A 23,240-nucleotide genomic window follows, 5' to 3' on the forward strand; every position below is an offset into this window, starting at 1 on the left:
TTCCATGTTACGCAAGTCGGGAAGCGTACTTGGAACGGGGGTGTCGTGATGAAGTCAGCCATTTTTGAAGACCTTGGTGTTGCTGAAGCCGTCGCTTTCCCGCCCCGGCGTGCAAGCAAGGTTTACCGTCTCCTTGGCAAGCGGATCTTCGATGTCGTATTTGCCCTTCTCATCCTGCCACTGATCCTTCCGGTGCTGGCGGTCCTGTGGGCCCTCACCAGGCTAGATGGTGGGCCGGGCTTTTACACTCAAGTCCGCGTTGGCCAGGATGGCCGCAAGTTTAACTGTTTCAAGATCCGCTCCATGGTCATCAACGCGGATGCGGTGCTTCACGAGATGTGCGCGCGTGATCCCGCCATGGCGCATGAGTGGCACGTCCACCAGAAGCTCGACAATGATCCCCGGATCACGCGCGTTGGGGCCTTTGTGCGCGCCACCAGCCTTGATGAACTGCCTCAGGTTTTCAACATCCTGATGGGCGATATGAGCTTCGTCGGCCCCCGCCCTTTCACCGATGATCAGGAAACGCTCTATCGCAAGGGCGGCGGCAAGGCTTACTTCGCTTTGCGCCCGGGCATTACCGGCCTGTGGCAGGTTTTCGGTCGCAGCCAAACCACCTTCATGGACCGGGTCAATTATGATGAGACGTATGAGCGGCAGCTTGGCTTCCTGTCAGACCTCTCGCTCATCTTGCGCACGGTTAGCGTGGTGCTGAACCGCACCGGGAAGTAATCGCAAGCGCGCGCCCAGTCCGTGCCATGGCAGCCCTCCCAAAACCCTGTATGTTCGCAGCCGATCCCTAAAAACAGGCATAACCTTGGGCGTGCACCCTTTCCTCATCCCGCTTTTCATCCTGGCGCTTCATGTCGGCGGCGCTGGCTTGTCCTTGGCGCAGCGGGTGCCGCCGTGCTGAAGCGCCGCTCCGGTCCCCCGCCCGCGTTCTACCCATCTCTCGAGTCGTTTCGCGGCATCGCAGCGGTTTCGGTGGTTCTCTATCATCTTGGCTTCGTCAACGGTGATCGGCTGAGCTTCCTGCAAGGCGCTGGAATCTTTGTTGATTTCTTCTTCCTGCTCTCCGGCTTCGTGATGAGCCACGCCTATCTTGCCCGCATCCGCGAGGGGCTTGGGTTTTGGCCCTACTTGCGCGCCCGCCTCGCCCGGCTCTACCCGCTACACCTGTTTTTGCTACTGGTTTGGGTGCCCTATATCCTCGCCAAACTCTACGTCTACACCACCATGGGATTTGGCGAAGACCCCACGCTTTCGAGCAACCCCGAGAGCTTTCTGGCCAATCTCGCGCTCGTCCACTCGATGCATGTGCTGGACTATCTGTCGTGGAATTACCCCTCGTGGAGCATCAGCGTGGAGTTCTGGGCCTATGTCCTGTTTTTTGCGCTGGTGTCCCTTTCCGGACGCTTCCTTCCCCTGACCCTCGCCATCTGCGCGGTGGGGTCCGGAATTTTGCTGGTTTGGCTCGGGCTGGCACTGGACACGCGCCACGGGATGCTCTTCACCTATGATTACGGCTTCCTGCGCTGCGTTCTGTCGTTTTGCACCGGGGCGCTGATCTGCCACTTTCACCGCCATTTCACCCTTGCGGTCGGTCCGGCGTTTCTGTCGGCGGTGGAGGTTGCGCTTTGCGCTCTTTGCATCCTGCTGGTCTCCTACGCCCACGGCAACGTGGCGGTGCAGGCCATCACCATTGCCACCTTCGCCGTAACGCTCTTTTGGTTCGCCAATAGCACCGGCGTGGTGACCCGGCTGATGTCGCTACAGGCATTCCGCTTTATCGGCCTGATTTCCTATTCGATCTACATGACCCACGCGATCATCGTGGCCGGTGTCGATAATGTGTTTCGCTACATCGTCAAGCTGCCCACCGCCCAGATCGAGGGCCTGAACGGGCGGCCTCCGCTCGAAACCGAATGGGCCGCGCTGCTCAACATCGCCACTGTTACCATTGTCATCGGGGTATCAGCACTCACCTATCGCTACATTGAGGTTCCGGGCAAAGCCCTCGGGCGGCCACGCAAACGCCGCGCCACCCCCTGAGTTCTGCTGCAAATGGTCTTCTGATTTTGGCAAATCCAGCGTAAAAGTAGCCGTGAGCATCCACCCGATCGCCCTCCTTCTGCCCATGCTGGTGGCTCTGGCCTTTGCCTTTGGCGGGTTGCGGGCAGCGTTCTTGTGCGCCTGCGTGTCGGTGCCGTTTCGCACCTCGGCGGTGTTAAGCGCAGGGGGCCTGAACATTCTGGCCGAGCATCTGGCCTTTGCACTCATCATGGGCGCCGCCGGGGCCGCCGCGCTGCTGCGCAAACCCTCGGCCAAGCCCCGTGGCCGGGTCGAGGTTGAGCAGGCCGTGCTGTTTCTGCTTATCAGCTATGTGTTTCTCTCCGCCCTGTTCCTGCCCAACGTCTTCCGCGATATCTGGGTGGTGAACCCCAGCCTGACGTTCGCCGGCGAGCAACGCTACGCCAATAACGTGCCCGGCCTCTCCCTGTCACCGCTGCGCCCCAGTTCTGCAAACTTCACCCAACCCGCTTACACCCTGTTTTCGGCGTTGGTCTTTGTGGTGGCAGTTCGGCTTGGGCGGAAACACGGCTATGCGCTGCTTGATCGCGGCCTCGCAATCGCCGCGACGGTTCACGCGGGCCTTGGTCTGGCGGATATCATCGGGCTCGATTCGATCCTGTCGATCGTCAGAACCGCCAGCTACCGCATCAACGATTCGCACCAGATGCTCGGGCTTGATCGCACCATTGGCGCCATGGTTGAGGCATCGCGCTACGGCATCCTCGCGGGCATCCTCTTCTCTTACTTCTTTGCGCTTTGGCTGATGCGCGGCGGCAAGCGCAACTTCCGCCTCGCTGCACTGTTGTTTGTGACCGGGCTTTCAACGCTCTCAACCTCGGCCTTCCTGTGCATTGCCGCCGCCTTCACGGTGCTCACGGCGCGGTTTCTCTTTGCCAGCCGGGTTTCGCGGCTGTCGTCCTACCGAATCGGCGCCCTGCTGGCCGTTTTCCTGCTCTCGTTGAGCGCAATCCTCGCCCTCACGCCCGCAGGGCCAATCGTGGTGGATGTGGTCAACAGTCTGGTGTTCAACAAGGCTGATAGCGACTCCGGCCTGGTGCGCAGCGCCTCCCTCCGGCTCAGCCTGACCACCCTGCGCGACACATGGTATCTCGGCGCCGGCGCGGGATCTGTTGTCTCCAACGGCCTGCCATTCGTGTGGCTTGGCAACATTGGCCTGCCCGGCACCATCCTGTTTGTGCTGTTCTTTTTTCTGGTGATGCGCGGGCGCGGGCGGCTCAAGGGCCAGAACCCGGCCGACTACCACCACTGGTTTGCAGCCACCACCGCCGTCGCGGTGTACCTGATCGGTGAAGGCGCAAGCCGCACGCTGCTTGATCCCGGCATCGCCTCAATGCTGATATCGGCCATGGCCGTTACCACCCGGCGGCCGCTCTGGATCAGCACCGCGGCCACCCAAATGCACCTGTCCCCGGACCACGGCAGCACCGCAGCGGCCCCTCAGCGCCCCGCCGTAAACAGCCGCTCGTAAAGCGCGATATCCGCCGCGCAAACCTCATCCAATCGCGCCGCCAATGGCCCTGTGAGAATGCTGTCATAGTCCGAAACCGAGCCCTTGTTGCCCACCGGAAAGCGCATTTTCCAGCCGTAGCCCGCCCGCACATCCTCGGCAAACTTCGGCAGATCCTCAAGAAAACCAATAATGCGGAATCGCGCGGCATTTTGCACCGCCGCCTCAACCGCCTCCGGCGTGCAGGCCTTGGGCCAGGCATGATCGCTGAGGAAACGCGTCATCAGGCTGCCAAAGGCGTGGGCCTGCTCGGTATCCAGAAATTCTTCCAGCTCAAGGGTAATCCCGTTTTGATTGTCGCGTCCCTTGTCCCAAAAGTAATGGGACAGGAAGCGTGCCCTGGGCTCACGCAGCAGCGTGATCCGGTCATAGCTGTCCAGCGGCTCGCCCTCGCGGGCCGGAAAGTAGGGCACATGCGCCTGCACCAGCGCCGTCCCGGTGGTGGCAAAATAGCGGCACAGATCGCGCTTCAGCGCAAAAGCCGCATCGTGGCGCGCAAAGTGCCCAACCTCGCCGCCGGGATCGACCATGTTGAGCGTGCCGTCCTCATCCACCTTGTGAAACGACAGTGCCGAGCGCATCCGAAATGGCCGGGTGATGGCGCTGCCGCCGCACTTGGGGATGTGATGAAACAAAATGCGATGCGGGGTCAGCCGCTCGCGCACCCGGCGCGATGACCTCAGCGCAGTCTTGGCCAGCCCGATCATCCGCGCTTACCCCTTCGCACCCTGGCCGCGCGCGTACACATCTTCGTAGCGGATAATATCGTCCTCGCCCACGTAAGAGCCGGTCTGAACCTCGATCAAGACCATCGGCACCTTGCCGGGGTTTTCCATCCGGTGCTTGGCCCCCAAAGGCACGTAAATCGATTCATTTTCCGCCACAAGCTTCACCTCACCATCAACGGTAACGCGCGCGGTTCCTTCCACCACAATCCAATGCTCAGAGCGGTGAAAATGGCTTTGCAGCGACAGCGCCGCACCGGGATGCACATGAATGCGCTTCACCTGAAAGCGATTGCCCACAACAAGGCTTTCGAACCAGCCCCATGGCCGGTGGTCCATTGGAAAATGCGTGGCCTGCGAAGCGCCCTTGGCCTTGAGCGCCGCCACCGCTTCCTTCACGTCCTGCGCGCGTGACATATCGGCAATCAGGACCGCGTCATTCATCGCCACGGCCATCACGTTCTCGAGGCCAATGCCCACCACCTCAAGCCGCTCGCTGTCAGAGCGCAGCAAGGTGTTGGCGCACTCAATCGCCGTGGCATCGCCCGATGTGACCACGCCTGCATCATCCGGCCCGGATTCACGCCACACCGCATCCCAGCCGCCCAGATCAGACCAGCCGCTGTCAAACGGGACAACAGCAAGGCTATCGGCCTTTTCCATCACGGCATAATCAATTGAAATGTTCTCAACCTCGGCCCATGGCTCCGGCGCAAGGCGCAAAAAACCAAGGTCGACTTCGGCCTGATCCACCGCCTCGCGCACCGGCCCAACAAGACCGCCCGCATGGGCCTCAAACGCCTTGATGATGTCCGCCGCGCGAAACAGGAAAATCCCCGCGTTCCACAGGTAGTTTCCGGCTCCAAGCATCTCCTGCGCCCGTGCGGCATCGGGCTTTTCGGCAAAGGCCTTCAGATCAATCGCGCTGCCGCTGCCATCGGGCTTTTGTGAAAGCTCAAGATAGCCATAGCCGGTTTCGGCACGGGTTGGCTGGATGCCGAATGTCACCAGTTTGCCCTGCGCCACCGCGCTCAGCCCACGCGCCACCGCCGCGCCAAAGGCCGCCGTGTCGGGGATCACATGGTCCGAGGGCGAGACCAGCATCACCGCCTCCGGGTCTTGCGCGCTCACATGCAGCGCCGCCGCCAAGATCGCCGGCGCCGTGTTGCGCCCTTCTGGCTCAATCAGGATCGCGCCGGGATCAATGCCCACCTCGGCAAGCTGCTCCACCACGATAAACCGAAAGTCCGATGCGGTGAGAACAACCGGCTTGGCAAAGCTCTCCTCGCCAATCGCGCCGCACATCCGCTTCGCCGACCCCTGAAAAAGCGTTTCCTCCCCGGACAGTTGGGCAAATTGCTTTGGGTAGCTCTTACGCGACAGAGGCCACAGCCGGGTGCCCGATCCACCACACAGAATTGTCGGATAAATCATGAATGTCCCTATCTTCCTTGGGTCGGAACACGGCAGTGCGCCCCGGCGTCTTTTTTCCAGAGATTATGTAAACTGCTTCAATATATCCACATTCGTTGCCGGGTTTTTTGCAGATGCAGAAAAATCGCCTCTACGCCGCCTGATTTACCGCCGATTATAGCCAAGCGTTGCCGCAATGCAGCATCAAACATGGCTGACCAACCCCACCCTTGAAAACTGCCGCCGTCTGACCCCCTATTCGCCCTGCGGCACCGGTTGCTGCCCGCGCCTCGTACTTAACCGCACAAATCAAGGGCCACATGCCTCAAACCGCACGCGATCTCATCCTGAACGGCCGCTTCCTGTCCCGCCCGATGACCGGCGTCGATAGGGTCGCCGCCGAACTGTCCACCGCGCTCCTTGCTCAACTGGCCACGCAAGATGGGCCAAGCCGCCGCCTGCGCCTTGCGCTGCCCAAGGCAGGCGCGCAGGAGCGTGACAACTCGGCACAGGCCATCGCGGGGCTGCTCGGGCTTGATGTGGTCCCAACCATGGCCAGCGATGGCTATTTCTGGGAGCAGGTGGCGCTCTGGCGGACCGCGCCCGAAGATTGGCTGCTGAGCTTTTGCAATATGGGCCCGGTGTGGCGCACGCGCCAGGTGGTGATGATCCACGATGCACAGGTGTTCAGCCAGCCGCAGGCCTATTCCCGCAAGTTCCGCGCGATCTACAACCTGTTGCAACCTCGCGTCGCCAAACGGGCATCGGTGGTGCTCACCGTGTCAGATTTCTCCCGCCGCCAGCTTGAAGACCATGGCGTTGTCCCGCCGGGCAAGGCCATCGTGGTGCATAACGGGGTTGACCATATCCACCGCATTTCACCCGATGCGAGCACATTGGCGCGCCACCGGCTCAACCCGCAGGGCTACTTTCTGGCAATCGGCACCCTCGCGCCGCACAAAAACCTGCCCATGTTGATCGAAGTCGCACGCAACCGCCCGGAAGGTGCGCTGCCGCTTGTGGTGGCGGGGGGCGGCAATGCGTCTGTGTTCAGTGATCACGGGCTGATTGAGGGCAAGGGCGTGCGCTTCCTTGGCCGTGTGACAGATGGTGAACTGGTGGCGCTTTATCAGGGGGCCACCGCGCTGGCCTTCCCATCCCTCACCGAGGGCTTTGGCCTGCCCCCGCTTGAGGCCATGGCGCATGGCTGCCCGGCCATCGTCACAACCGGCGGCGCGGTGCCCGAAGTCTGCGGTGACGCCGCGCTTTTCGCCGATCCGGAAGACCCCGCCGCATGGCGCGCCGCGCTGGAGGTGATCGAAGCCAATCCAGAGCGCCGCAAGGCACTTGCCGCCGCCGGAAAGGCACAGGCCGCGCGCTTCACATGGGAGCGCGCGGCACAAAAGGTCCTTGCCGCCATCACCGCCGCCGAAACAAGCGCGGCGGCACCCTAAATTGCCATTCTCGCTCTTGCGGCAAGCTTTGCCTCAGCGGCTTGAGTTTCGGCCGGGTTGGTCCAAACCGTCATGCCATAAAGTTTCATTTCAATGGGATGCGCGATGAAGTCGTTGACACCAACAAGCAAGGTATAGTCAGACATCGAAAGGCCAGTGTATCCGCTCTTGCTCCACCCCTGAACCCCGTCGACTCGCTGTACCACCGCCCCGGCGCCGGCATCCAGAACGTCGGCAAATACATGCGGTGCGCCGTCGATCCAATCAACCGGGGCTTCCGATGCTGACCGGCTCGCCACACTAAGCCCATTGTTGAAAAACGTCCCGCGGAACTGCCCTGCCACCTGCGCCCGGCGGGCAAATTTCTCGCCGCTTCCGGTAAAGATGTAGCTAAAGCTGTTCAGATGCGGCGTCGAAAGCACCTCGAACGCCTGTCCGACCGAAATGGTATCGGGAACCGCAAAACTGGCACGGCTCAGGTATTGCCCGGAGCCGTCAAACTCCAACCAATGCAGCCCCCCGCTGGTGCGATAGACCGGGCGGCGCGCGCTTTCTGACTGGGTCAGGTGAAACCCGTTGCCGCTCTTGTCGGCCACCGCCCCCACCGGATCGCCACTGGCTGTCACCGGCACAGTCATCGCGCCATCCTGATAGAGCGTCGAAAGGTCCGAAGGGTCCCAATCCGCAAGCGCCGTCACGGCGGGCCCAGGCGGTGGCCCCGTGCTGCCAGCCCCGCGCCGCAGCGCTACGTCGATGATCGACAGGTTCATTTCGTGCATCGGCCTTACCCCACAACGAAGGCATGGATGCCAGCGGCCGTTGTGCCCGTGGCCATCACCCGGCGCACGCCAACCGGAAGGATCGCAAAATCCGCAAGCGCCACAGTCCGGCTTTCCCCAGCTTGCGAAACAAACGAAAGCGCGCCGGCGGTTTCAACGTAAAGCGCAATCGCCACCGAGGGTAGATCGGTGCTGTCCGAAGGGGTCACAGGCGCAAGGTCGTTGGCCGGTCCCTGAGCGCTCGGGGTGCGGTCTTCAAACGGATCGAACATGGGGCTTCCTTCTAAAATTGAAGGCCCGCACCGCATCAAAATTTGCAGGCCGGGCCAAGTAGATCGAACTCCCAAAGGCTACCCCCCAATCGTAAACAGCCGCAAAATCCACCGTGCGGCGCCCGGATGTGCCAATGATGTGGCATTGCCGCGCCACATCTGCAAAAAAGCGCTGTTCGTTACCGTGGGTAAACGCGCTCAAACGCCAAGCTGATAATCTGGCTGGAGCCCTCTATTAGCCGCACCTCCGGAGTCTGCCCTTGTTTCCTACGCCCCGTGTTCTTTCTCTTGCCGTTGCATCGGCCGGTTTCGTGCTTGCCGGTTCCGGAGATGGGGCCACCGCCCGCGAGCGGCTGTCGTTTTATGGCACCCCCGGCTTGGTGGATATGCCAACCGCCGGCGTTTTGCCGGATGGCAGCCTTGCGCTGACAACGGCGCACTACAGTCCCGTCACCCGCAATACGCTGGCCTTCCAGATCACCCCGCGCATCCTCGGCACCTTCCGCTACTCGGCGCAGGGGCGGCTCGAATTTGCGGGCCAGGATTATTACGACCGCAGCTTCGATCTGCATTTCCTGCTGCGCGAGGAAGAGGGGTATTGGCCCGCCATCGCCCTTGGCCTGCGGGATTTTGGCGGCACCGGGATCTATAGCGGCGAGTATCTCGTTGCCTCCAAGCACATCACCCCGCGGTTTCGTGTGACCGGCGGCATCGGCTGGGGCCGGTTTGCCGGGCGCGGGACCTTTGATAACCCTTTGGGCGTATTCTCCGAATCCCTTGAAACCCGCCCCGAAAGCAGCACCCGCACCGGGCAATTTTCGGCAAAGCAGTGGTTTCGCGGGCCTGCCGCCCTGTTTGGCGGGGTTGAATGGGCCGTGTCTGATCAGCTCACCTTTGTTGCCGAGTATTCCAGCGATCTCTACGAGCTTGAGAGCCAGATCGCGATGGATGCGCCCAGCTCGGCCTATAACTTTGGCCTCACCTACGCCTTCCGCAACGGCGTAGATCTGTCGGCCTACTATCTTTACGGCAACGCGATCGGCATTTCGGCCTCCTACGTGATTGATCCGAACCGCCCGCGCAGCCAAGGCGGGCAGGAGGCCGGGCCACCGACTTTGCTGCCGCGCAACACCGTCGCCGCGCAAAGCTGGAACCTCCGCCAAGCCACTGCTCCCACCGTCCCCGCCAACGCGGCCCGCGATGCGCTTGAAGCACGGCTCGCCGCGCAGTCAATCCGGCTGCTGGGCTATGAGCGGCGCGGCGATACGCTTTACGCCGAGGTCGAAAGCGAGCGCTTCAATGCCCGCGCACAGGAGGCTGGCCGCACCTTCCGCCTCATGGCCAACACCGCGCATCCATCCGTCGAAACATTTGCCCTCACCCTCAGCAACAACGGCCAAAGGCAAACCACAATCACCCTGTCGCGCCGCGATCTGGAGGCGCTCGAAACCGACCTTGAGGGCGGATGGCACCTGCTCGCCCGCTCAGATATCCGCGACAGCGTCAGCACCCCCCGGCCCCGCGAAGTCACCGGCGCCTATCCCAAATTTTCGTGGACTCTCGCCCCCTACCTCACAACCTCGCTGTTCGATCCTGACGAGCCGCTGCGCTACGCCGCCGGAGCGCGCCTCTCTGCCGCCTATTCCCCGCGCCCCGGCCTCACCTTCGCAGGCCAGCTTAGCCAACCCGCGGTGAATACCATCGGGGAATCAACCCGCACGTCCAATTCGGTGCTGCCGCATGTGCGCTCCGACGCCACGCTCTACGCACAGGGCACGGATCTGCGGCTCGATTATGCCACCGCCGAGTATATGTTCCGCCCCGGCAAAGACCTGTTTGGCCGCGTCTCCGTTGGCTACCTTGAGGCCATGTTCGGCGGTGTCTCGGGTGAGCTGCTCTGGTATCCGCTCAACAGCCGCCTCGCCCTCGGAGTCGAGATCAATTACGCCGTTCAGCGCGAGTTTGATCAGGGGCTGTCGTTCCAGGATTACTCCGTCTGGACAGGCCACGCCTCTGCCTACTACGACCTTGGCAAAGGCTATAAGGGCCAAATTGATGCAGGTCGCTACCTCGCCGGGGATTGGGGCGCCACATTCACCCTGTCGCGGCAATTCAACAACGGCTTCACCGTTGGCGCCTTCGCCACCTTCACCGATGTCTCCTACGATGATTTTGGCGAAGGCAGCTTTGACAAGGGCATCTTCATCGAAGTGCCCCTGGCCTGGATCATCGGGCGGCCAACGCTACGCACCGTCAACCAAACCCTGCGCCCCGTGCTGCGCGACGGCGGTGCGCGGCTCAATGTGCGCAATCGCCTTTATGATACCGTAAGCCCCTATCGCGGCGCTGCGGTGGCCGCCAGCTGGGGGAAGTTCCTGCGATGAAATCGCCTTTCACCCGCCCCCTGATGCGCCGCGCCACCCTTGGCCTTGTTGCTGCGGCCTGCCTGCTGATCACCGGCTGCGCCACCGGCGGGCGCCTGGGCACCACCAGCGCCCCCACCCCGGTGCAGGAGCAACGCCAAGCCGCCGCTGAGTTTGCCCGCCTGGTCGAAAGCGGCGCTCCGGCGAAGCAGGTCGCGGTGCTTGAAGGCGGCAATCCCACCATCGCCGTGCTCAAGACCCGCCGCGCCGGGGCCGAAACCTACGTCACCCCCGATGGGGTCACCCTGCGGATGCGCGATGGTTTGCTGACCGGCACCGCCGGGCTTGGCAACGATATCCAGAACTCTGATCTTGCACAGGTTTCGGCCTTGCTGCGCAGCCGCAACGGTGGCGTGGCCGAGCGCTTCCAAACCTTCCTCACAGGGGAGTACCGGGCCGTTACCCGCACCTACCTGTGCACAATATCCCCCCAAGGCCCCGCCGAGATTGACCTCGCCACCCGTGACGGTCAGTTACGCAAGGTAAAGACCCGCCTGATGCAGGAAGACTGTCGCAGCCTCGATCAAACCTTCCGCAACTTCTATTGGTTGCGCGGCGACCGCATTGTGCAATCGCGGCAATGGGCCGGGGCCGTATCGGGGATGCTGGTGCTCCGCGATCTGGTGAATTAACTGCTTCGCAGCACCGTCCGAAAATGAAAAACACGACCATGACGCCGGAAAGAGAGACAAAGATGATGCGCTGGATCACCACATTTGGCCTGGTATTGGCCCTCTCCGCCTGCGGGGCCGTCTATCACAGCCCCAAGGTGCGCGACGGTGTCGTTGATGGCACCCGCGTTCGCGTCGTCCCGATAGACGCCGAAACAACCCGCCTCGCCAATCGCTCTACCTATCGTCCGCGCGGCCTGCCTTCGGTGTTCACCACCGGCGCTGGTGGCGGCAGCGGGCTGCGCACGGGCGGCGCGGCCCCCCAGCCGGTGCTCACCGCCTCTGCCCGCCCCGGTCCCCTTGAAAGCCGCCTGCCACCCAATGCCGCGCCCGGCCCCTATACCATCGGCATCAGCGATGTGGTCCTGCTGGCCACGCCGCGCAGCAACGACTCGGTCACAGAGCTGACCGGCCTGCTCGCCGCGCAAAACGCGCGCCAAGGCTACACCGTTCAGGATGACGGCGCGATTGCCATCCCCAATGTTGGCCGGGTGAGAATCGCCGGGATGACCGTTGAAGAAGCCGAAAACGCCCTGTTTCAACGCCTCGTCGAAAGCCAGATTGATCCAACCTTCTCGCTCGAAATCGCCGAGTTCAACGCCCGCCGCGTGGCCGTGGGCGGCGCTGTTGGCAAGCCGGGTGTGGTGCCTGTCGCCCTGTCCCCGCTGTATCTGGATGAGGCCCTCGCCACCGCCGGTGGTATCAACGTCGCTGATGAAGAATACGCCGCGATCCGCATCTACCGCGACGGCACACTCTATCAAATCCCGCTTTCCGCGTTCAATGCCCGCTCCGATCACCGCCGCATTCGGCTGGTCAACGGAGATTCGGTCTTCGTAGACACCGAGTATGATCTCGGGCAGGCGCAAGACTACTTCGAGCAGCAGATCGCGCTGGCCAATTTCCGCAGCTCGCAGCGTCAGGCCGCTCTCGGCGCGCTCTCGACCGAAATCGCCATCCGCCGCAACGCGCTCACAGAAGCACGGCAAAATTATCTCGCCCGCGCCGATCTGGGCGCAATCAAGCGGGATCATGCGTATATCACCGGCGAGGTCAAAACCCAAAGCCGCTTCACCTTGCCTTTCGAGCAGCAATCAACCCTGGCCGATGCGCTTTTTGAAGCGGCCGAAGGCGTGCCGGTGTTCACCGGAAACGTGCGCCAGATCTATGTGCTCCGAGCGTCCAATAACCCGGCCGAGTTTGGCGCTGTCACGGCGTGGCACCTTGATGCGGGCAATGCCGCCAACTTCACCCTGGCCGCGCAGTTTGAACTGCGCCCGAATGATGTGATCTTCGTCGCCGAACAGCCCGTCACCCGGTGGAACCGCGTGATCCGCCAGATCACCCCATCGCTTATCACCACCTCGATCAGTGCGGCGTCAAACTAGGGGCAGGCCCGGTGAAACCGGTGGGTGATAGCGCTCCACCTCGCGCCGCGCCCGCAGGTAGCCGCTTAACCGGCCTTTGAACACGCCCCAGCCATATTGCATCTTGGCGCGCTCTCCCTTGAGCGCGGCCTTGCCCATGGTGCCAAGCGCCCGCAGGATGAAATGGGTCGCATGGCCCAAGCCGTATCCATGGCGCATCCACACATATCCCATACCCTGGGAGTAGCTGGATACACGCGCGACCATCTTTGCATCCATCTCACTCAAGTTGAGCGGCGGATGGTGGGCAATGATCTCTGGATCGTAGTATTCACGAAATCCGCAAGCCATCGCCTTGAGCGAAAGGTCCTGCGCCTCGCCAGCGCCCCAAAAGGTGCCAGCGCCAACGCCCAGGTTTTCATCCCAGCCCTCGATGGTTTTCAGAACCTCGCGGCGCATAATCATGATCCACTCTACCTGCGTCGTCCAAACTGTGCGCCGGTCCACCCACATCGCCTCGGTTTGGTAGCGCCCACCACGACCCTCCGGGCAACGCCCGGTAACGACATCCGCACCCGTCTCTTCCAGCTTCGCCAGCGCCTTTTCGATGAAATCATCCGGATAGTAGCAATCGTCATCCGGGAAAAAGATCACATCCCCCTTGCTTTCCCGCCAGCCATGGTTGCGGCTCTTGTTCAGCCCGCGCAGCGCCGGATCGTGGATGTGGCGGATCGGCAGATCGGGGAACTCCGCAAGGATCGGCACCAAACGGTCATCTTCGTTCTGGTCCACCACGAGGATCTCGTCGGCCTTGCGGGTCTGGCGCATGAAGCTCTCCAGCAATGGCCTGATCTCCTCGGCCCGCCCCATGGTGGGCACGATCGGCGATACGATCAGCGGTTTGGTCTGTGCAGTCATGCCGGCGTCACTTCCTGTGCTGTTTTCCTGTCAGCTTGCGGGCCATTGCCCCAAACTCCGCGCGCACCTCTTTGATGTGGCGCGCTTTCACCGCGAACATGCCGCAACTCACCCCAAGCGTGCGGCGCACCGCCAGCCAGCCCATGGCATAGGCCACCGCCTGCACCCCGGCAAAAATCATCGCCGCGCCCTGCGCCGATGTGGCGGTGAGCAGCAAAACCACCAGCAAAACCGCCGATGCGGTCACGATGGCCGATGCAATGCGCTCGCGGCCCCGCATGTTGAGCAACACCTGAAACGGCCCAAAGATCGCCGTCATCGAGTTGCCGATCAGCAGGAACACCATCGTCGGGAAGGCCGCGTAGTAGTTTGGCCCAAGCGCCCAAAGCATTGCCGTGCCAAAGGCCATCACCGCCACAAGGCCAAAGATGCCCGAGAGCAGCATCAAAGCACTCGTTCGCGCAACGGTTTCCTGCAACTCGGATGCTTCGGCGCGCGCCAGTTCCGGGGCCACGGCGGTGCGCACCGCCGCCACCAGAAAGAACGAAAGCTGCGCCACCCGGTCGGCGGCAAAGAACAGCGCCGCCTCGACCAGGCCCGATTGCATCCCCACAAACAGCCCCGGCGCGCGCATCACAATGATGCCCGAGGCTGTGCCCGGCCACACCGCCAGCGCCACCGGCAGATGGACGCGTGTTGGCCACGCCGCCGTGATCCCGCCAATCGCCTGGCGCACCCAGTTCACCTGTAGCCCCGCTGTCAGCAACAGCGCCACTACGTAAAGCGCGAACAGCCCAATCGCGGTGGCTTGCCCGGTGAGCAATAGGGCCGCCGCCAGCACCGCAAAGACCAGCGTGCGCACAAAGGCTTCCCCGATCAGCGCCCGCCGCAGCCGATCACTCGCGCGCAGCATATCGCGGCTCAGCCCAATCATCGCCGTCAGGAAAATCGCCACAACCACCAGCGCTGCCGATCCTACCGAGGCCGTCACCGGCGATACCACGCCAAAGGCCAACCCCCCCAGCAGAACCGCCGCCAGCAGGGCCGACGCCCCAAGCGATATGCCCATTCCTTCCCCGAGCAGCGCCCGCATGCCACCGGTCTCGCCCTGCGCCCACATCGGCGCTCCAAACCGCAGGGAAATTACATCATACCCCAGCGTCAGAACGGTGCCGCCAAGGATCGTCAGGTTGATCAGGAAGAACAACTCCCCAAAGGCCTCCTGCGAGACCATCCGCGCCAAAAGCATCGTGAGCACAACCCAAATGGCCGTGCCCATCAGCCGGATCGCAAGAGCCTGAATACTGCTTCTAAGCATCAGCAGCTTTCTTCCAGACCGTCAAACAAGGCTCGATCCAGCGGGTTCATCTCTTCAAATCTGGGCCGAAACGCCTTGATGCCGTTCCACTGCTCCGACCTCAGCTTGATATTGCGATAAAGAAACCCGAAATCTCCTCGTGCCGCCTGTTGCAACGCACCCATGGCAAGCCCCGGCGTCTTGTTGGAAACGACGGCGTGATTGGTCCAGCCAAGCCGGTGGCACAGCGCCTGGAACGCGTTTTTGTTGTAAAGGTCAGCCCGGAAATCAATCGCCGCCAGTGCCTCGCCCGCCGCCGCCGCCAAAGCAGCATCACCTGCCTTGCAGACACCAAGGCCGCCCGCCAGCATCCGGGTATAGTATTCTGGCTGGCGAAACATCAACGAATGGTGCGGAAAAAATTGGTCAATCGGCGTCGCAGGCGCATTCCCTCGTGCCATCGCATACCGGTAATTCGAAACAAGCCTGTCCCAAGGGTCTCGCAAGAACGTCAGGCTAAACACGCGCGGATCATCGCGCAGCGCAGGGTATATCTGGCTGCCCCACTCGGTCGCCACAAAGGTCACACCCAGCGTTTCGCAGTGATCCACAAAAGCCCGTTGCTCTGCTTCATCCATGCGCCAAATCGGAATTTCCCAGCCGTTCTCATCCACCGGGTTGCCGTTGTAATGGCGCGGATAAAACCGCTCCCCGTTCAATCCAGCCTCTGCAATCACCGAACTGCCGCCAGCCTTGTGGAAATGTTGAAACCAAACAAGGCGGTAAGGTTTCGCGGTGAGGGTGTCATGCATGAGCGGGGTCTGCCTTCGGGTTTGCCACATTTCTAAAGCATCCCTCATCACGATACCATCATGTTTATGTTGCAGTGCAGCATTTTGGTGCGAACCGCAGCTCTCGCAACCCATCTCACACGCCCTGCCCTCGCCCTACAGGCCTTTCGAAACGCCCTGATCTGTGAAAGGATTCTGGTAATGCCCGCCCTGACGGCAAGCGCCCACTTGCTCCCGTAAGTAACCCCACAGGAAACGCAGCCCCATGAGCCAGATCGCCAACCTTTTTCTTGTCGGGGCCCCCAAGAGCGGAACAACCTTTCTGTTTGATCTGCTCAAGCCCAGTCCGGCCATTTTCTGCCCGGAAAACAAGGAGCCCGCCTATTTTCTTGTGGCGGATCGTATGGTCCGGTTTCGCGAGGCCGATGTGCGTCCACCCTCGCTGGTCTATGGGCGCAAAGAGTATGAGGCGCTTTACGCCACCGCCACGAATGAGACCTACCGGATCGACGCCAGCACGCATTACCTGTCCTCCCCCGAAACCGCAGAGCGCATCAAAGCCGCCGCGCCGGACTCGCGCATTGTCGCGGTTCTGCGCGAGCCTGTGTCGCGGGCGTTTTCGCATTACCTGATGGGCATACGCGATGGTTACATCACGGAGTCCTTCGAAGAGGCTCTGGCCCAGGAAGACGCCGAAATGAGCGATCCAACCCCGCTTTGGGCCGAGCATTTCCGCATCCTGCGTCGGTCGCTCTATCTTGATGGGTTGCACGCCTATCTCAAGGCGTTTGGGCCTGATCGGGTGCGGGTTTACCTGTTTTCCGACCTCAAGGAAGACCCCGATTGGCTGGTCAACGACCTGGGCGAATTTCTGGGGATTGATCTATCGCATTCGTCTCAAAACGCCGAAACCGCGAACAAAAATGCCTATGCCGAGGCTCGTTTTCCCCGGATCAACCGCATGGTGGCGCAGTATCGGACCTCCCGGTTCCGATTGCTGGCAAACCGCATCCTTCCGCCTGCCGCACGGCGGTTTTTGCGCGAAAAGTTTGATGCGGTTCGCCTGAAGCAAGCCGCAAAACCACAGATCACCGCCGAGCAGCGAGACATGCTTCAAAACCGGTTGGGAGAGGATTATCGGCAGGCCCTCGAATTGGCCACCGAAACAGGCATCCTCAAACGGCCCGCAAAAGATCACAGCCCCTCGCAGCCCTCCTAGGGCTCCCCGCGCGATAGCAGGCCCAAGGCACCCGCCTGTCATATGTCAGTGTAAAATGGTGAGCCGTGTTGGGTTCGAACCAACGACCTACTGATTAAAAGTCAGTTGCTCTACCAACTGAGCTAACGGCCCACTCTGAAGTCCGGTCTCTAGGCAATCCCTTCGCGCGGGTAAAGCGCAAATCTGCCTCACCGGGCTAGAAAGCCGCATCCTGCGCCTGTATATCCCCATCCATGCGCAAAACCGCTCCCCCTCGCGGCCTGCCCTTCATGAAGATGCACGGGCTGGGCAATGACTTCGTGGTGCTCGATCACCGCGCGGGCGGCCCCCCTGTCACCACCGCCCTGGCAACCATGCTGGCGGACCGTCATCGCGGCGTCGGCTTTGATCAGCTTGCGGTGATTCTCCCCGCCGAGGGCGCCGATGCTCACCTGACCTTCTATAACGCCGATGGTTCGCTCTCCGCCGCCTGCGGCAATGCCACCCGCTGCATCGCCCGCTACCTGATGGAGGAGAGCAGCCAAAGCGCCCTCACCCTGCAAACCGACCGTGGCACACTGCCCTGCGTCGATGCAGGCGCGGGGCAAACTTCGGTTAACATGGGCGCACCGCTCACCGCCTGGCAGGATATCCCCCTCGCCCATGAGGTTGATACCCTCGCGCTGCCGCTCGATGGCGCGCCCACGGCCACCAGCATGGGCAACCCGCATTGCACCTTCTTCGTGCCCGATGCCGAGGCGGTTGATCTCGCCACCCTCGGCCCTGCTTTTGAGCATGATCCGCTGTTCCCCGAGCGCACCAACGTGCAGTTCGCCCACCTCATCGGCCCCGATCACCTGCGGATGCGGGTGTGGGAGCGCGGCACCGGCATCACGCTGGCCTCCGGCTCCTCCTCCTGCGCCACCGCCGTGGCCGCCGCGCGGCGCGGCCTCACCTCGCGCACCGTCACCATCGCGCTTGACGGCGGCACCATCCATATCGACTGGCGCGAGGATGGCGTCTGGATGACCGGGCCAACCGCCCATGTGTTCAACGGGCAGCTGATCCCATGACCCCGCCCACCTTCTCCACCCACGGCTGCCGCCTCAACGCCTACGAAACCGAAGCGATGCGCGAACTGGCCGAGGCGGCTGGCCTCTCCGGCGCTGTCGTCGTCAACACCTGCGCCGTCACCTCCGAAGCTGTGCGCAAGGCCCGCCAGGACATCCGCAAACTGCGCCGCGAGAATCCTTCCGCCAAGCTCATCGTCACCGGATGCGCCGCGCAAACCGCCCCCGAAACCTTCGCCGAGATGCCGGAGGTCGATCATGTGATCGGCAACACCGAGAAAATGCAGCCTTCCACCTGGGCCTCCCTCGCGCCCGATTTCGTCGGCGAAACCGAGCGTGTGCAGGTCAATGATATCATGTCCGTCACCGAAACCGCCGGCCACCTGATTGATGGCTTCGGCCGCCACCGCGCCTATGTGCAGGTGCAAAACGGCTGTGACCACCGCTGCACCTTCTGCATCATCCCCTTCGGGCGCGGCAACTCGCGCTCGGTGCCCGCAGGCGTCGTCGTCGAGCAAATCAAACGGCTGGTGCAAAAGGGCTTCAACGAGGTGGTGCTCACCGGCGTCGATCTCACCTCATGGGGGGCTGATCTGCCCGCCGAGCCGCGCTTGGGCGATCTGGTGATGCGCATCCTCAAGCTGGTGCCCGATCTCCCCCGCCTGCGGATCAGCTCGATTGATTCCATCGAGGTGGATGAAAACCTCATGCAGGCCATCGCCACCGAGCCGCGCCTCATGCCCCACCTGCACCTGTCGCTCCAGCATGGCGCTGACCTGATCCTCAAGCGCATGAAACGCCGCCACCTGCGCGATGATGCCATCCGCTTCACCGAAGAGGCGCTTAAACTGCGCCCCGAAATGACCTTTGGCGCCGACATCATCGCAGGCTTCCCCACCGAAACCGACGCCCACTTCGAGGACTCCCTGCGCCTCGTCGATGATTGCAACCTCACCTGGCTGCACGTCTTTCCCTACTCCCCCCGCCCCGGCACCCCGGCGGCCAAAATGCCCGCGGTGAACGGCACCACCATCAAAGCCCGCGCCGCCCGGCTTCGCGCCGCTGGCGAGGCCGCCGTGGCCCGCCACCTCGCCGCGCAGCAGGGCCGCCGCCATATGGTGCTCACCGAAAATCCCCGCATGGGCCGCACCGAGCAGTTTGCCGAAGTCACCTTCACCACCGACCAGCCCGAAGGGGCGCTGCTCCCGGTCACTATCACCGGCACCGAAGGCCACCGCCTCACCGCCGCCTGACCGCACCGCATTTTCTTGCTGTAAATATCCCCGCCGGAGGCACACAATCTCTTGGCACAGCGAAGGTCCATTCCCATGCACCCCAACCCGATCTACCACGCCACCCCCGAGGGCGCGGCGCTCGCTTTCGCTGCCGAGCGCGGCTTTGGCACCCTCATCGCCAATGGTGATCCTCTGCCGCTTGTCGCCCATGTGCCCTTCGTGCTCACCGAGGGCGCGGCAGAGTTGCATCTCATGCGCTCCAATCCGCTGGCCCGCGCCTGCACCGCGCCCTTGCCCACCCGCCTCTCTGTGATGGGGGCTGATAGTTACATCTCCCCCGACTGGTATAATCTGCCCGATCAGGTGCCCACATGGAAATATCTCGCCACCCACCTAGAAGGCCGGCTGGAGCCGCTGCCACCCGAAAGCCTGCGCCCCCACCTTGATCGCCTCTCCGCCCATTTCGAATCGCGCCTCGCGCCAAAGCCCGTCTGGCAAACCGGCAAGATGGCCCCCGAAGCGCTGGATCGGATGATGCGGATGATCCTGCCCTTCCGCCTCATCATCACCGCCGTCCAAACCACCGCGAAATTTGGCCAGAACAAACCCGTCGAAGCGCGCCTGCGCGCCGCCGATGGGGCCGAGGCTGCGGACCTCGGCAGCGAGGTCGCCACCCTCGCCGGACACATGCGCGCGACACTGTAGCGCAGCGGGGCCCGTCAAGCCCCAGCGCGCGCGGCGTTAACCCGCCATCGCCATGTCAAATGACATGTGCATCACTTGTGCATGGGTTGTGCATCCCTTGTGGCCCCCTGCTTTTCACGGTTAACTTGTCGCTTGCGTAAACTTGCGCCACGGTAACCGCTCTCTTAACGCGCATCGGGAAAAAACCATGGGATTCATCCTCCATCACAGCCAAACCTCCCCCTTCGTTCGCAAGGTCATGGTCACCGCTCACGAAACCGGGCTGGTTGACGATATCGAAATCGTCCCCGCGTCCGGCACCCCTTTGGAGCCGGGCACAATGCCTCTGGCGCAAAACCCCTTGGGCAAGATTCCGGTGATGGAGCGCCCCGATGGCCCCGCCCTGATGGATAGCCGGGTGATTTGCCGCTACCTGAACGCACACGCCGGAAGCACCCTCTATCCCGAGGCGCGGATCTGGGAAGTGCTCACCCTTGAGGCGCTGGCTCACGGCATCTCCGAAGCTTGCGTGGCAATGGTCTACGAGGGGCGTTTACGCCCTGAAAACATGCAGATGCCCGAGATCGTCGAGGCCCAATGGCAAAAGGCAAGCCGCACGATCGACGCTGTGAATGCACGTTGGGTAAGCCACCTGTCGGGCCGTCTGGACGCCGCCCAAATCGCCCTCGCCTGCGCCCTTGCCTATATTGATTATCGTCTGCCAGAGCGTGATTGGCGCAGCGGTCACGATGGGCTGGCAAACTGGTTCGCCCGCTTCTCCGAGCGCCCGTCAATGCAGGCAACAACCCCGCCCAAAGCTTGAAGAAAAGCGCGGCAGGGCGTCGTTTTGGCCACCGTGGGGTGGGCGCTAACCCACCCGGACTCTTCAGAAATTATAGGTCAGGCCAATGTTGATCGCATTGGTGACAATGTCTGATTCCCACTCGCCGCCGCCTTCAAGGTCGCCCTTGTTGGACGAGTAAACGCCCTGGTATTCGCCAAACACCGCCCACTTGTCGTTGATCGCGTAAGACACACCCGCCGTCCAGCGCGCAGCCGGGCCAGTGAGCTGATATTCAAAGGTTTCCGCGCCGCCCGTCGGGGTAATGTCTACATGCGGAACCGCAATACCAATGCCACCCGCCACATAAGGGGTCAGCTTGCCGTCCATCCACTGGCCCGGCCAGCGGTAGTGAATGTTGGCGGTGATAATGTTCAGCCCGTCCGTCAGCTCAAGATTGTCAAAGCCGTTGTCTGCGCGGGTGTCGTCAGAGGCATAAACCTTGGTGTGGGTGAACTCCGCACCAAACCCCAGGTTCTCATTGCGCCACCAAACGGCACGCAGGCCGTAGTAAGGCGGCATCTCGAACGAAAGCCCTTCCCACTCGGCCAAGAACGAAAAATCCGAGGTGCCGTCATTGCCCTCAATCCGGCTATGGGGCGCGGTCTGATACCCGGTGTAAAAGCTCAGCGCGATCTCCGCTCTGGCCGGAACGGCCGCAGCGATCAATAGGGTGAAAACCGCAGCAAGGCGGATAAGGGCTTGAGGGTGCATGGTTGGTGGCTCCGAACTAATGGCGTGGCGTCAGCGCGTCCTGCGTCGACCTAGCACAGCCTCCGCCAGATGGAAAACACCGCAGCGTGAGGAGCAAAAAAATTTGGCCCTTCGTGGCGATATTTCATCGGTTTGCAAGGATTTTGCGTCACTTGGCCGCATCTGGGCTGGAATGTCTGCTGGACTGGTGCGATGGAGAGCGATAATAACCGCGCGAACTGGCGTCCTTTGCAAAAAGCCCGCCAGCCAGTGCATGGCTCGATAGGTTCGAGCCGGTGAGAAGGAGAACGACCCGTGTCGGACACCCACGACCCCGAAGGCACTCGCCGGGATTTCATCTACTACGCAACCGCAGGCGCAGGCACGGTTGCCGTTGGCGCCGCCGGTTGGGGCCTTGTAAACCAGATGAACCCATCCGCCGATGTGCGCGCCCTCAGCTCTATTCGCGTTGATGTCAGCGGCGTTGAGCCCGGCACTCAACTTACCGTCAAATGGCTCGGCAAACCGGTATTCATCCGCCGCCGCACCCAGGCCGACATTGATGACGCGCGCTCGGTCCCGGTTGAGCAACTGGTTGATCCGGTTGACCGAAACGCCAACAAGCCCGGCCTGCCCGCCACCGATGAAAACCGCTCCCTCGACGAAAACGGTGAGTGGCTGGTGATGATGGGCGTCTGCACCCACCTTGGCTGCGTGCCTATCGGTGATGGCGCTGGCGACTTCGGCGGCTGGTTCTGCCCCTGCCACGGGTCGCACTACGATACGTCTGGCCGCATCCGCAAAGGTCCGGCACCAGAGAACCTCCCGGTCCCGATCGCGGAGTTCCTTGACGAAACCACCATCAAGCTCGGGTAAGGAGAGGAAACGCGCATGTCCGGTATCCCGCACGACCACTACGAACCCAAGAGCCGCCTGGAGAAGTGGCTTCACAGCCGCCTCCCGGTGGTGGGTCTCGCCTATGACACCCTGATGATCCCGACCCCCAAAAACCTTAACTGGTGGTGGATCTGGGGCATTGTTCTCGCTTTCTGCCTTGTCCTGATGATCGCCACCGGCGTCACCCTTGCAATGCACTATACGCCGCATGTCGATCAGGCCTTTGCCTCGATCGAACACATCATGCGTGACGTGAACGGCGGCTACGCCATTCGGTATCTGCACATGAACGGCGCCTCACTGTTCTTCTTTGCGGTCTACATCCACCTCTTCCGGGGTCTGTTCTACGGCTCCTACAAGAGCCCGCGCGAGATCACCTGGATCGTCGGCATGCTGATCTACCTCTGCATGATGGGCACAGGCTTCTTGGGCTACGTTCTGCCATGGGGCCAAATGTCCTTCTGGGGCGCTACGGTGATCACCGGCCTCTTCGGCGCGATCCCCTTTATCGGGGAAAGCCTGCAAACATGGCTGCTGGGCGGCCCGGCGGTGGATAACGCCACGCTGAACCGCTTCTTCTCGCTGCACTACCTGCTGCCCATGGTCATCGCCGCCCTCGTGGTGGTGCATATCTGGGCCTTCCACACCACCGGCAACAACAACCCCACCGGGGTTCCGGTGCGCACCGATTCGAAGGAAGATGCCGAGAAAGACACGCTGCCGTTCTGGCCCTACTTCGTGATCAAGGATCTCTTCGCCCTGGCGGTGATCCTCGCGGTGTTCTTCGCCATCGTCGGCTTCATGCCAAACTATCTTGGCCACCCCGATAACTACATCGAGGCAAACCCGCTCTCGACACCCGCACACATTGTGCCGGAATGGTACTTCCTGCCGTTCTACGCGATCCTGCG

At 62.2% G+C, this 23,240-nt stretch carries 22 protein-coding genes and 1 tRNA gene; 14 read left to right on the forward strand and 9 right to left on the reverse strand.

Annotation, left to right across the window (positions count from 1 at the left end):
* Positions 1–48 precede the first annotated feature (48 nt).
* The 3 genes from P1U55_RS00610 to P1U55_RS00620 all read left to right on the forward strand — a co-directional run bounded on the left by P1U55_RS00610 (position 49) and on the right by P1U55_RS00620 (position 3,562).
* On the forward strand, positions 49–732 hold the full coding sequence (locus P1U55_RS00610) for a sugar transferase (protein WP_301045519.1): 684 nt from the start codon (positions 49–51) through the stop codon (positions 730–732).
* Between the two features lie 174 nt (positions 733–906).
* Entirely contained in the window at positions 907–2,052 is a 1,146-nt protein-coding gene (locus P1U55_RS00615) for an acyltransferase (protein ID WP_301045520.1), read from the forward strand.
* 52 nt (positions 2,053–2,104) lie between these two features.
* Positions 2,105–3,562: a hypothetical protein gene (locus P1U55_RS00620; RefSeq protein ID WP_301045521.1), complete on the forward strand. Its 1,458-nt coding sequence runs from the start codon at positions 2,105–2,107 to the stop codon at positions 3,560–3,562.
* Here P1U55_RS00620 and P1U55_RS00625 read toward each other — a convergent pair.
* Positions 3,532–4,308 carry a sulfotransferase family 2 domain-containing protein gene (locus P1U55_RS00625; RefSeq protein ID WP_301045522.1) on the reverse strand — a complete coding sequence of 259 codons (777 nt, stop codon included), beginning with the start codon at positions 4,306–4,308 and terminating at the stop codon, positions 3,532–3,534. The two genes, P1U55_RS00620 and P1U55_RS00625, sit on opposite strands and share 31 nt — an antisense overlap.
* 6 nt (positions 4,309–4,314) lie before the next feature.
* Positions 4,315–5,760, reverse strand: a complete 1,446-nt coding sequence (locus P1U55_RS00630) for a mannose-1-phosphate guanylyltransferase/mannose-6-phosphate isomerase (RefSeq protein WP_301045523.1) — start codon at positions 5,758–5,760, stop codon at positions 4,315–4,317.
* 299 nt (positions 5,761–6,059) lie between these two features.
* Between P1U55_RS00630 and P1U55_RS00635 the strand changes: the two genes are divergently transcribed.
* The gene (locus P1U55_RS00635) at positions 6,060–7,193 is read left to right on the forward strand and encodes a glycosyltransferase family 1 protein (protein ID WP_301045524.1); all 1,134 of its coding nucleotides are present in this window, start codon (positions 6,060–6,062) and stop codon (positions 7,191–7,193) included.
* Here the strand turns inward: P1U55_RS00635 and P1U55_RS00640 are convergent.
* Together P1U55_RS00640 and P1U55_RS00645 are read right to left on the reverse strand one after the other, a co-directional pair.
* A complete protein-coding gene (locus P1U55_RS00640) occupies positions 7,190–7,972 on the reverse strand; it encodes a hypothetical protein (RefSeq protein ID WP_301045525.1) in 783 nt (260 codons plus the stop codon). The two genes, P1U55_RS00635 and P1U55_RS00640, sit on opposite strands and share 4 nt — an antisense overlap.
* A gap of 5 nt (positions 7,973–7,977) precedes the next feature.
* Positions 7,978–8,244: a hypothetical protein gene (locus P1U55_RS00645; protein WP_301045526.1), complete on the reverse strand. Its 267-nt coding sequence runs from the start codon at positions 8,242–8,244 to the stop codon at positions 7,978–7,980.
* 311 nt (positions 8,245–8,555) lie between these two features.
* Here P1U55_RS00645 and P1U55_RS00650 point away from each other — a divergent pair, with 311 nt between their 5' ends.
* The 3 genes from P1U55_RS00650 (at position 8,556) to P1U55_RS00660 (ending at position 12,726) form a co-directional block, all read left to right on the forward strand.
* Positions 8,556–10,628: a YjbH domain-containing protein gene (locus P1U55_RS00650; protein ID WP_301045527.1), complete on the forward strand. Its 2,073-nt coding sequence runs from the start codon at positions 8,556–8,558 to the stop codon at positions 10,626–10,628.
* Complete coding sequence (locus tag P1U55_RS00655) at positions 10,625–11,299, forward strand: YjbF family lipoprotein (protein WP_301045528.1); 675 nt, start codon at positions 10,625–10,627, stop codon at positions 11,297–11,299. The genes P1U55_RS00650 and P1U55_RS00655 overlap by 4 nt, the downstream gene beginning before the upstream one ends.
* 62 nt (positions 11,300–11,361) lie before the next feature.
* A complete protein-coding gene (locus P1U55_RS00660) occupies positions 11,362–12,726 on the forward strand; it encodes a polysaccharide biosynthesis/export family protein (RefSeq protein ID WP_301045529.1) in 1,365 nt (454 codons plus the stop codon).
* On the opposite strand, the gene P1U55_RS00665 is transcribed toward P1U55_RS00660, so the two are convergent.
* Genes P1U55_RS00665 through P1U55_RS00675 form a run of 3 tightly spaced genes read right to left on the reverse strand, consistent with a single transcriptional unit; the run spans position 12,718 to position 15,732 of the window.
* Positions 12,718–13,623: a glycosyltransferase family 2 protein gene (locus tag P1U55_RS00665; protein ID WP_301045530.1), complete on the reverse strand. Its 906-nt coding sequence runs from the start codon at positions 13,621–13,623 to the stop codon at positions 12,718–12,720. The two genes, P1U55_RS00660 and P1U55_RS00665, sit on opposite strands and share 9 nt — an antisense overlap.
* Before the next feature lie 7 nt (positions 13,624–13,630).
* On the reverse strand, positions 13,631–14,941 hold the full coding sequence (locus P1U55_RS00670) for a hypothetical protein (RefSeq protein WP_301045531.1): 1,311 nt from the start codon (positions 14,939–14,941) through the stop codon (positions 13,631–13,633).
* Positions 14,941–15,732: a hypothetical protein gene (locus P1U55_RS00675; protein WP_301045532.1), complete on the reverse strand. Its 792-nt coding sequence runs from the start codon at positions 15,730–15,732 to the stop codon at positions 14,941–14,943. The genes P1U55_RS00670 and P1U55_RS00675 overlap by 1 nt, the downstream gene beginning before the upstream one ends.
* Positions 15,733–15,976: 244 nt before the next feature.
* On the opposite strand from P1U55_RS00675, the gene P1U55_RS00680 reads away from it, so the two are divergent.
* Positions 15,977–16,930, forward strand: a complete 954-nt coding sequence (locus tag P1U55_RS00680; RefSeq protein WP_301045533.1) for a sulfotransferase — start codon at positions 15,977–15,979, stop codon at positions 16,928–16,930.
* A 56-nt stretch (positions 16,931–16,986) separates the two neighbouring features.
* On the opposite strand, the gene P1U55_RS00685 is transcribed toward P1U55_RS00680, so the two are convergent.
* Positions 16,987–17,062, reverse strand: a tRNA-Lys gene (locus P1U55_RS00685).
* 101 nt (positions 17,063–17,163) lie between these two features.
* On the opposite strand from P1U55_RS00685, the gene dapF reads away from it, so the two are divergent.
* From dapF to P1U55_RS00705, 4 genes are all read left to right on the forward strand, one after another.
* A complete protein-coding gene (dapF, locus tag P1U55_RS00690; RefSeq protein ID WP_301045534.1) occupies positions 17,164–17,982 on the forward strand; it encodes a diaminopimelate epimerase in 819 nt (272 codons plus the stop codon).
* Positions 17,979–19,232 carry a tRNA (N(6)-L-threonylcarbamoyladenosine(37)-C(2))-methylthiotransferase MtaB gene (gene mtaB / locus P1U55_RS00695; protein WP_301045535.1) on the forward strand — a complete coding sequence of 418 codons (1,254 nt, stop codon included), beginning with the start codon at positions 17,979–17,981 and terminating at the stop codon, positions 19,230–19,232. Before dapF ends, mtaB begins: the two co-directional genes overlap by 4 nt.
* A gap of 75 nt (positions 19,233–19,307) precedes the next feature.
* Positions 19,308–19,919 carry an FMN-binding negative transcriptional regulator gene (locus P1U55_RS00700; protein WP_301045536.1) on the forward strand — a complete coding sequence of 204 codons (612 nt, stop codon included), beginning with the start codon at positions 19,308–19,310 and terminating at the stop codon, positions 19,917–19,919.
* Between the two features lie 187 nt (positions 19,920–20,106).
* Entirely contained in the window at positions 20,107–20,721 is a 615-nt protein-coding gene (locus P1U55_RS00705) for a glutathione S-transferase (RefSeq protein WP_301045537.1), read from the forward strand.
* 63 nt (positions 20,722–20,784) lie between these two features.
* On the opposite strand, the gene P1U55_RS00710 is transcribed toward P1U55_RS00705, so the two are convergent.
* On the reverse strand, positions 20,785–21,453 hold the full coding sequence (locus tag P1U55_RS00710; RefSeq protein WP_301045538.1) for an outer membrane beta-barrel protein: 669 nt from the start codon (positions 21,451–21,453) through the stop codon (positions 20,785–20,787).
* Between the two features lie 294 nt (positions 21,454–21,747).
* On the opposite strand from P1U55_RS00710, the gene petA reads away from it, so the two are divergent.
* Together petA and P1U55_RS00720 are read left to right on the forward strand one after the other, a co-directional pair.
* Positions 21,748–22,308 (forward strand): ubiquinol-cytochrome c reductase iron-sulfur subunit, encoded by a 561-nt coding sequence (gene petA, locus P1U55_RS00715; RefSeq protein WP_301045539.1) that lies wholly within the window; start codon positions 21,748–21,750, stop codon positions 22,306–22,308.
* A 15-nt stretch (positions 22,309–22,323) separates the two neighbouring features.
* A partial coding sequence (locus tag P1U55_RS00720) for a cytochrome b N-terminal domain-containing protein (RefSeq protein ID WP_301045540.1) occupies positions 22,324–23,240 on the forward strand: 917 nt, incomplete at its 3' end.

This window comes from Vannielia sp., from assembly GCF_029212645.1.
Lineage (GTDB): Bacteria > Pseudomonadota > Alphaproteobacteria > Rhodobacterales > Rhodobacteraceae > Vannielia.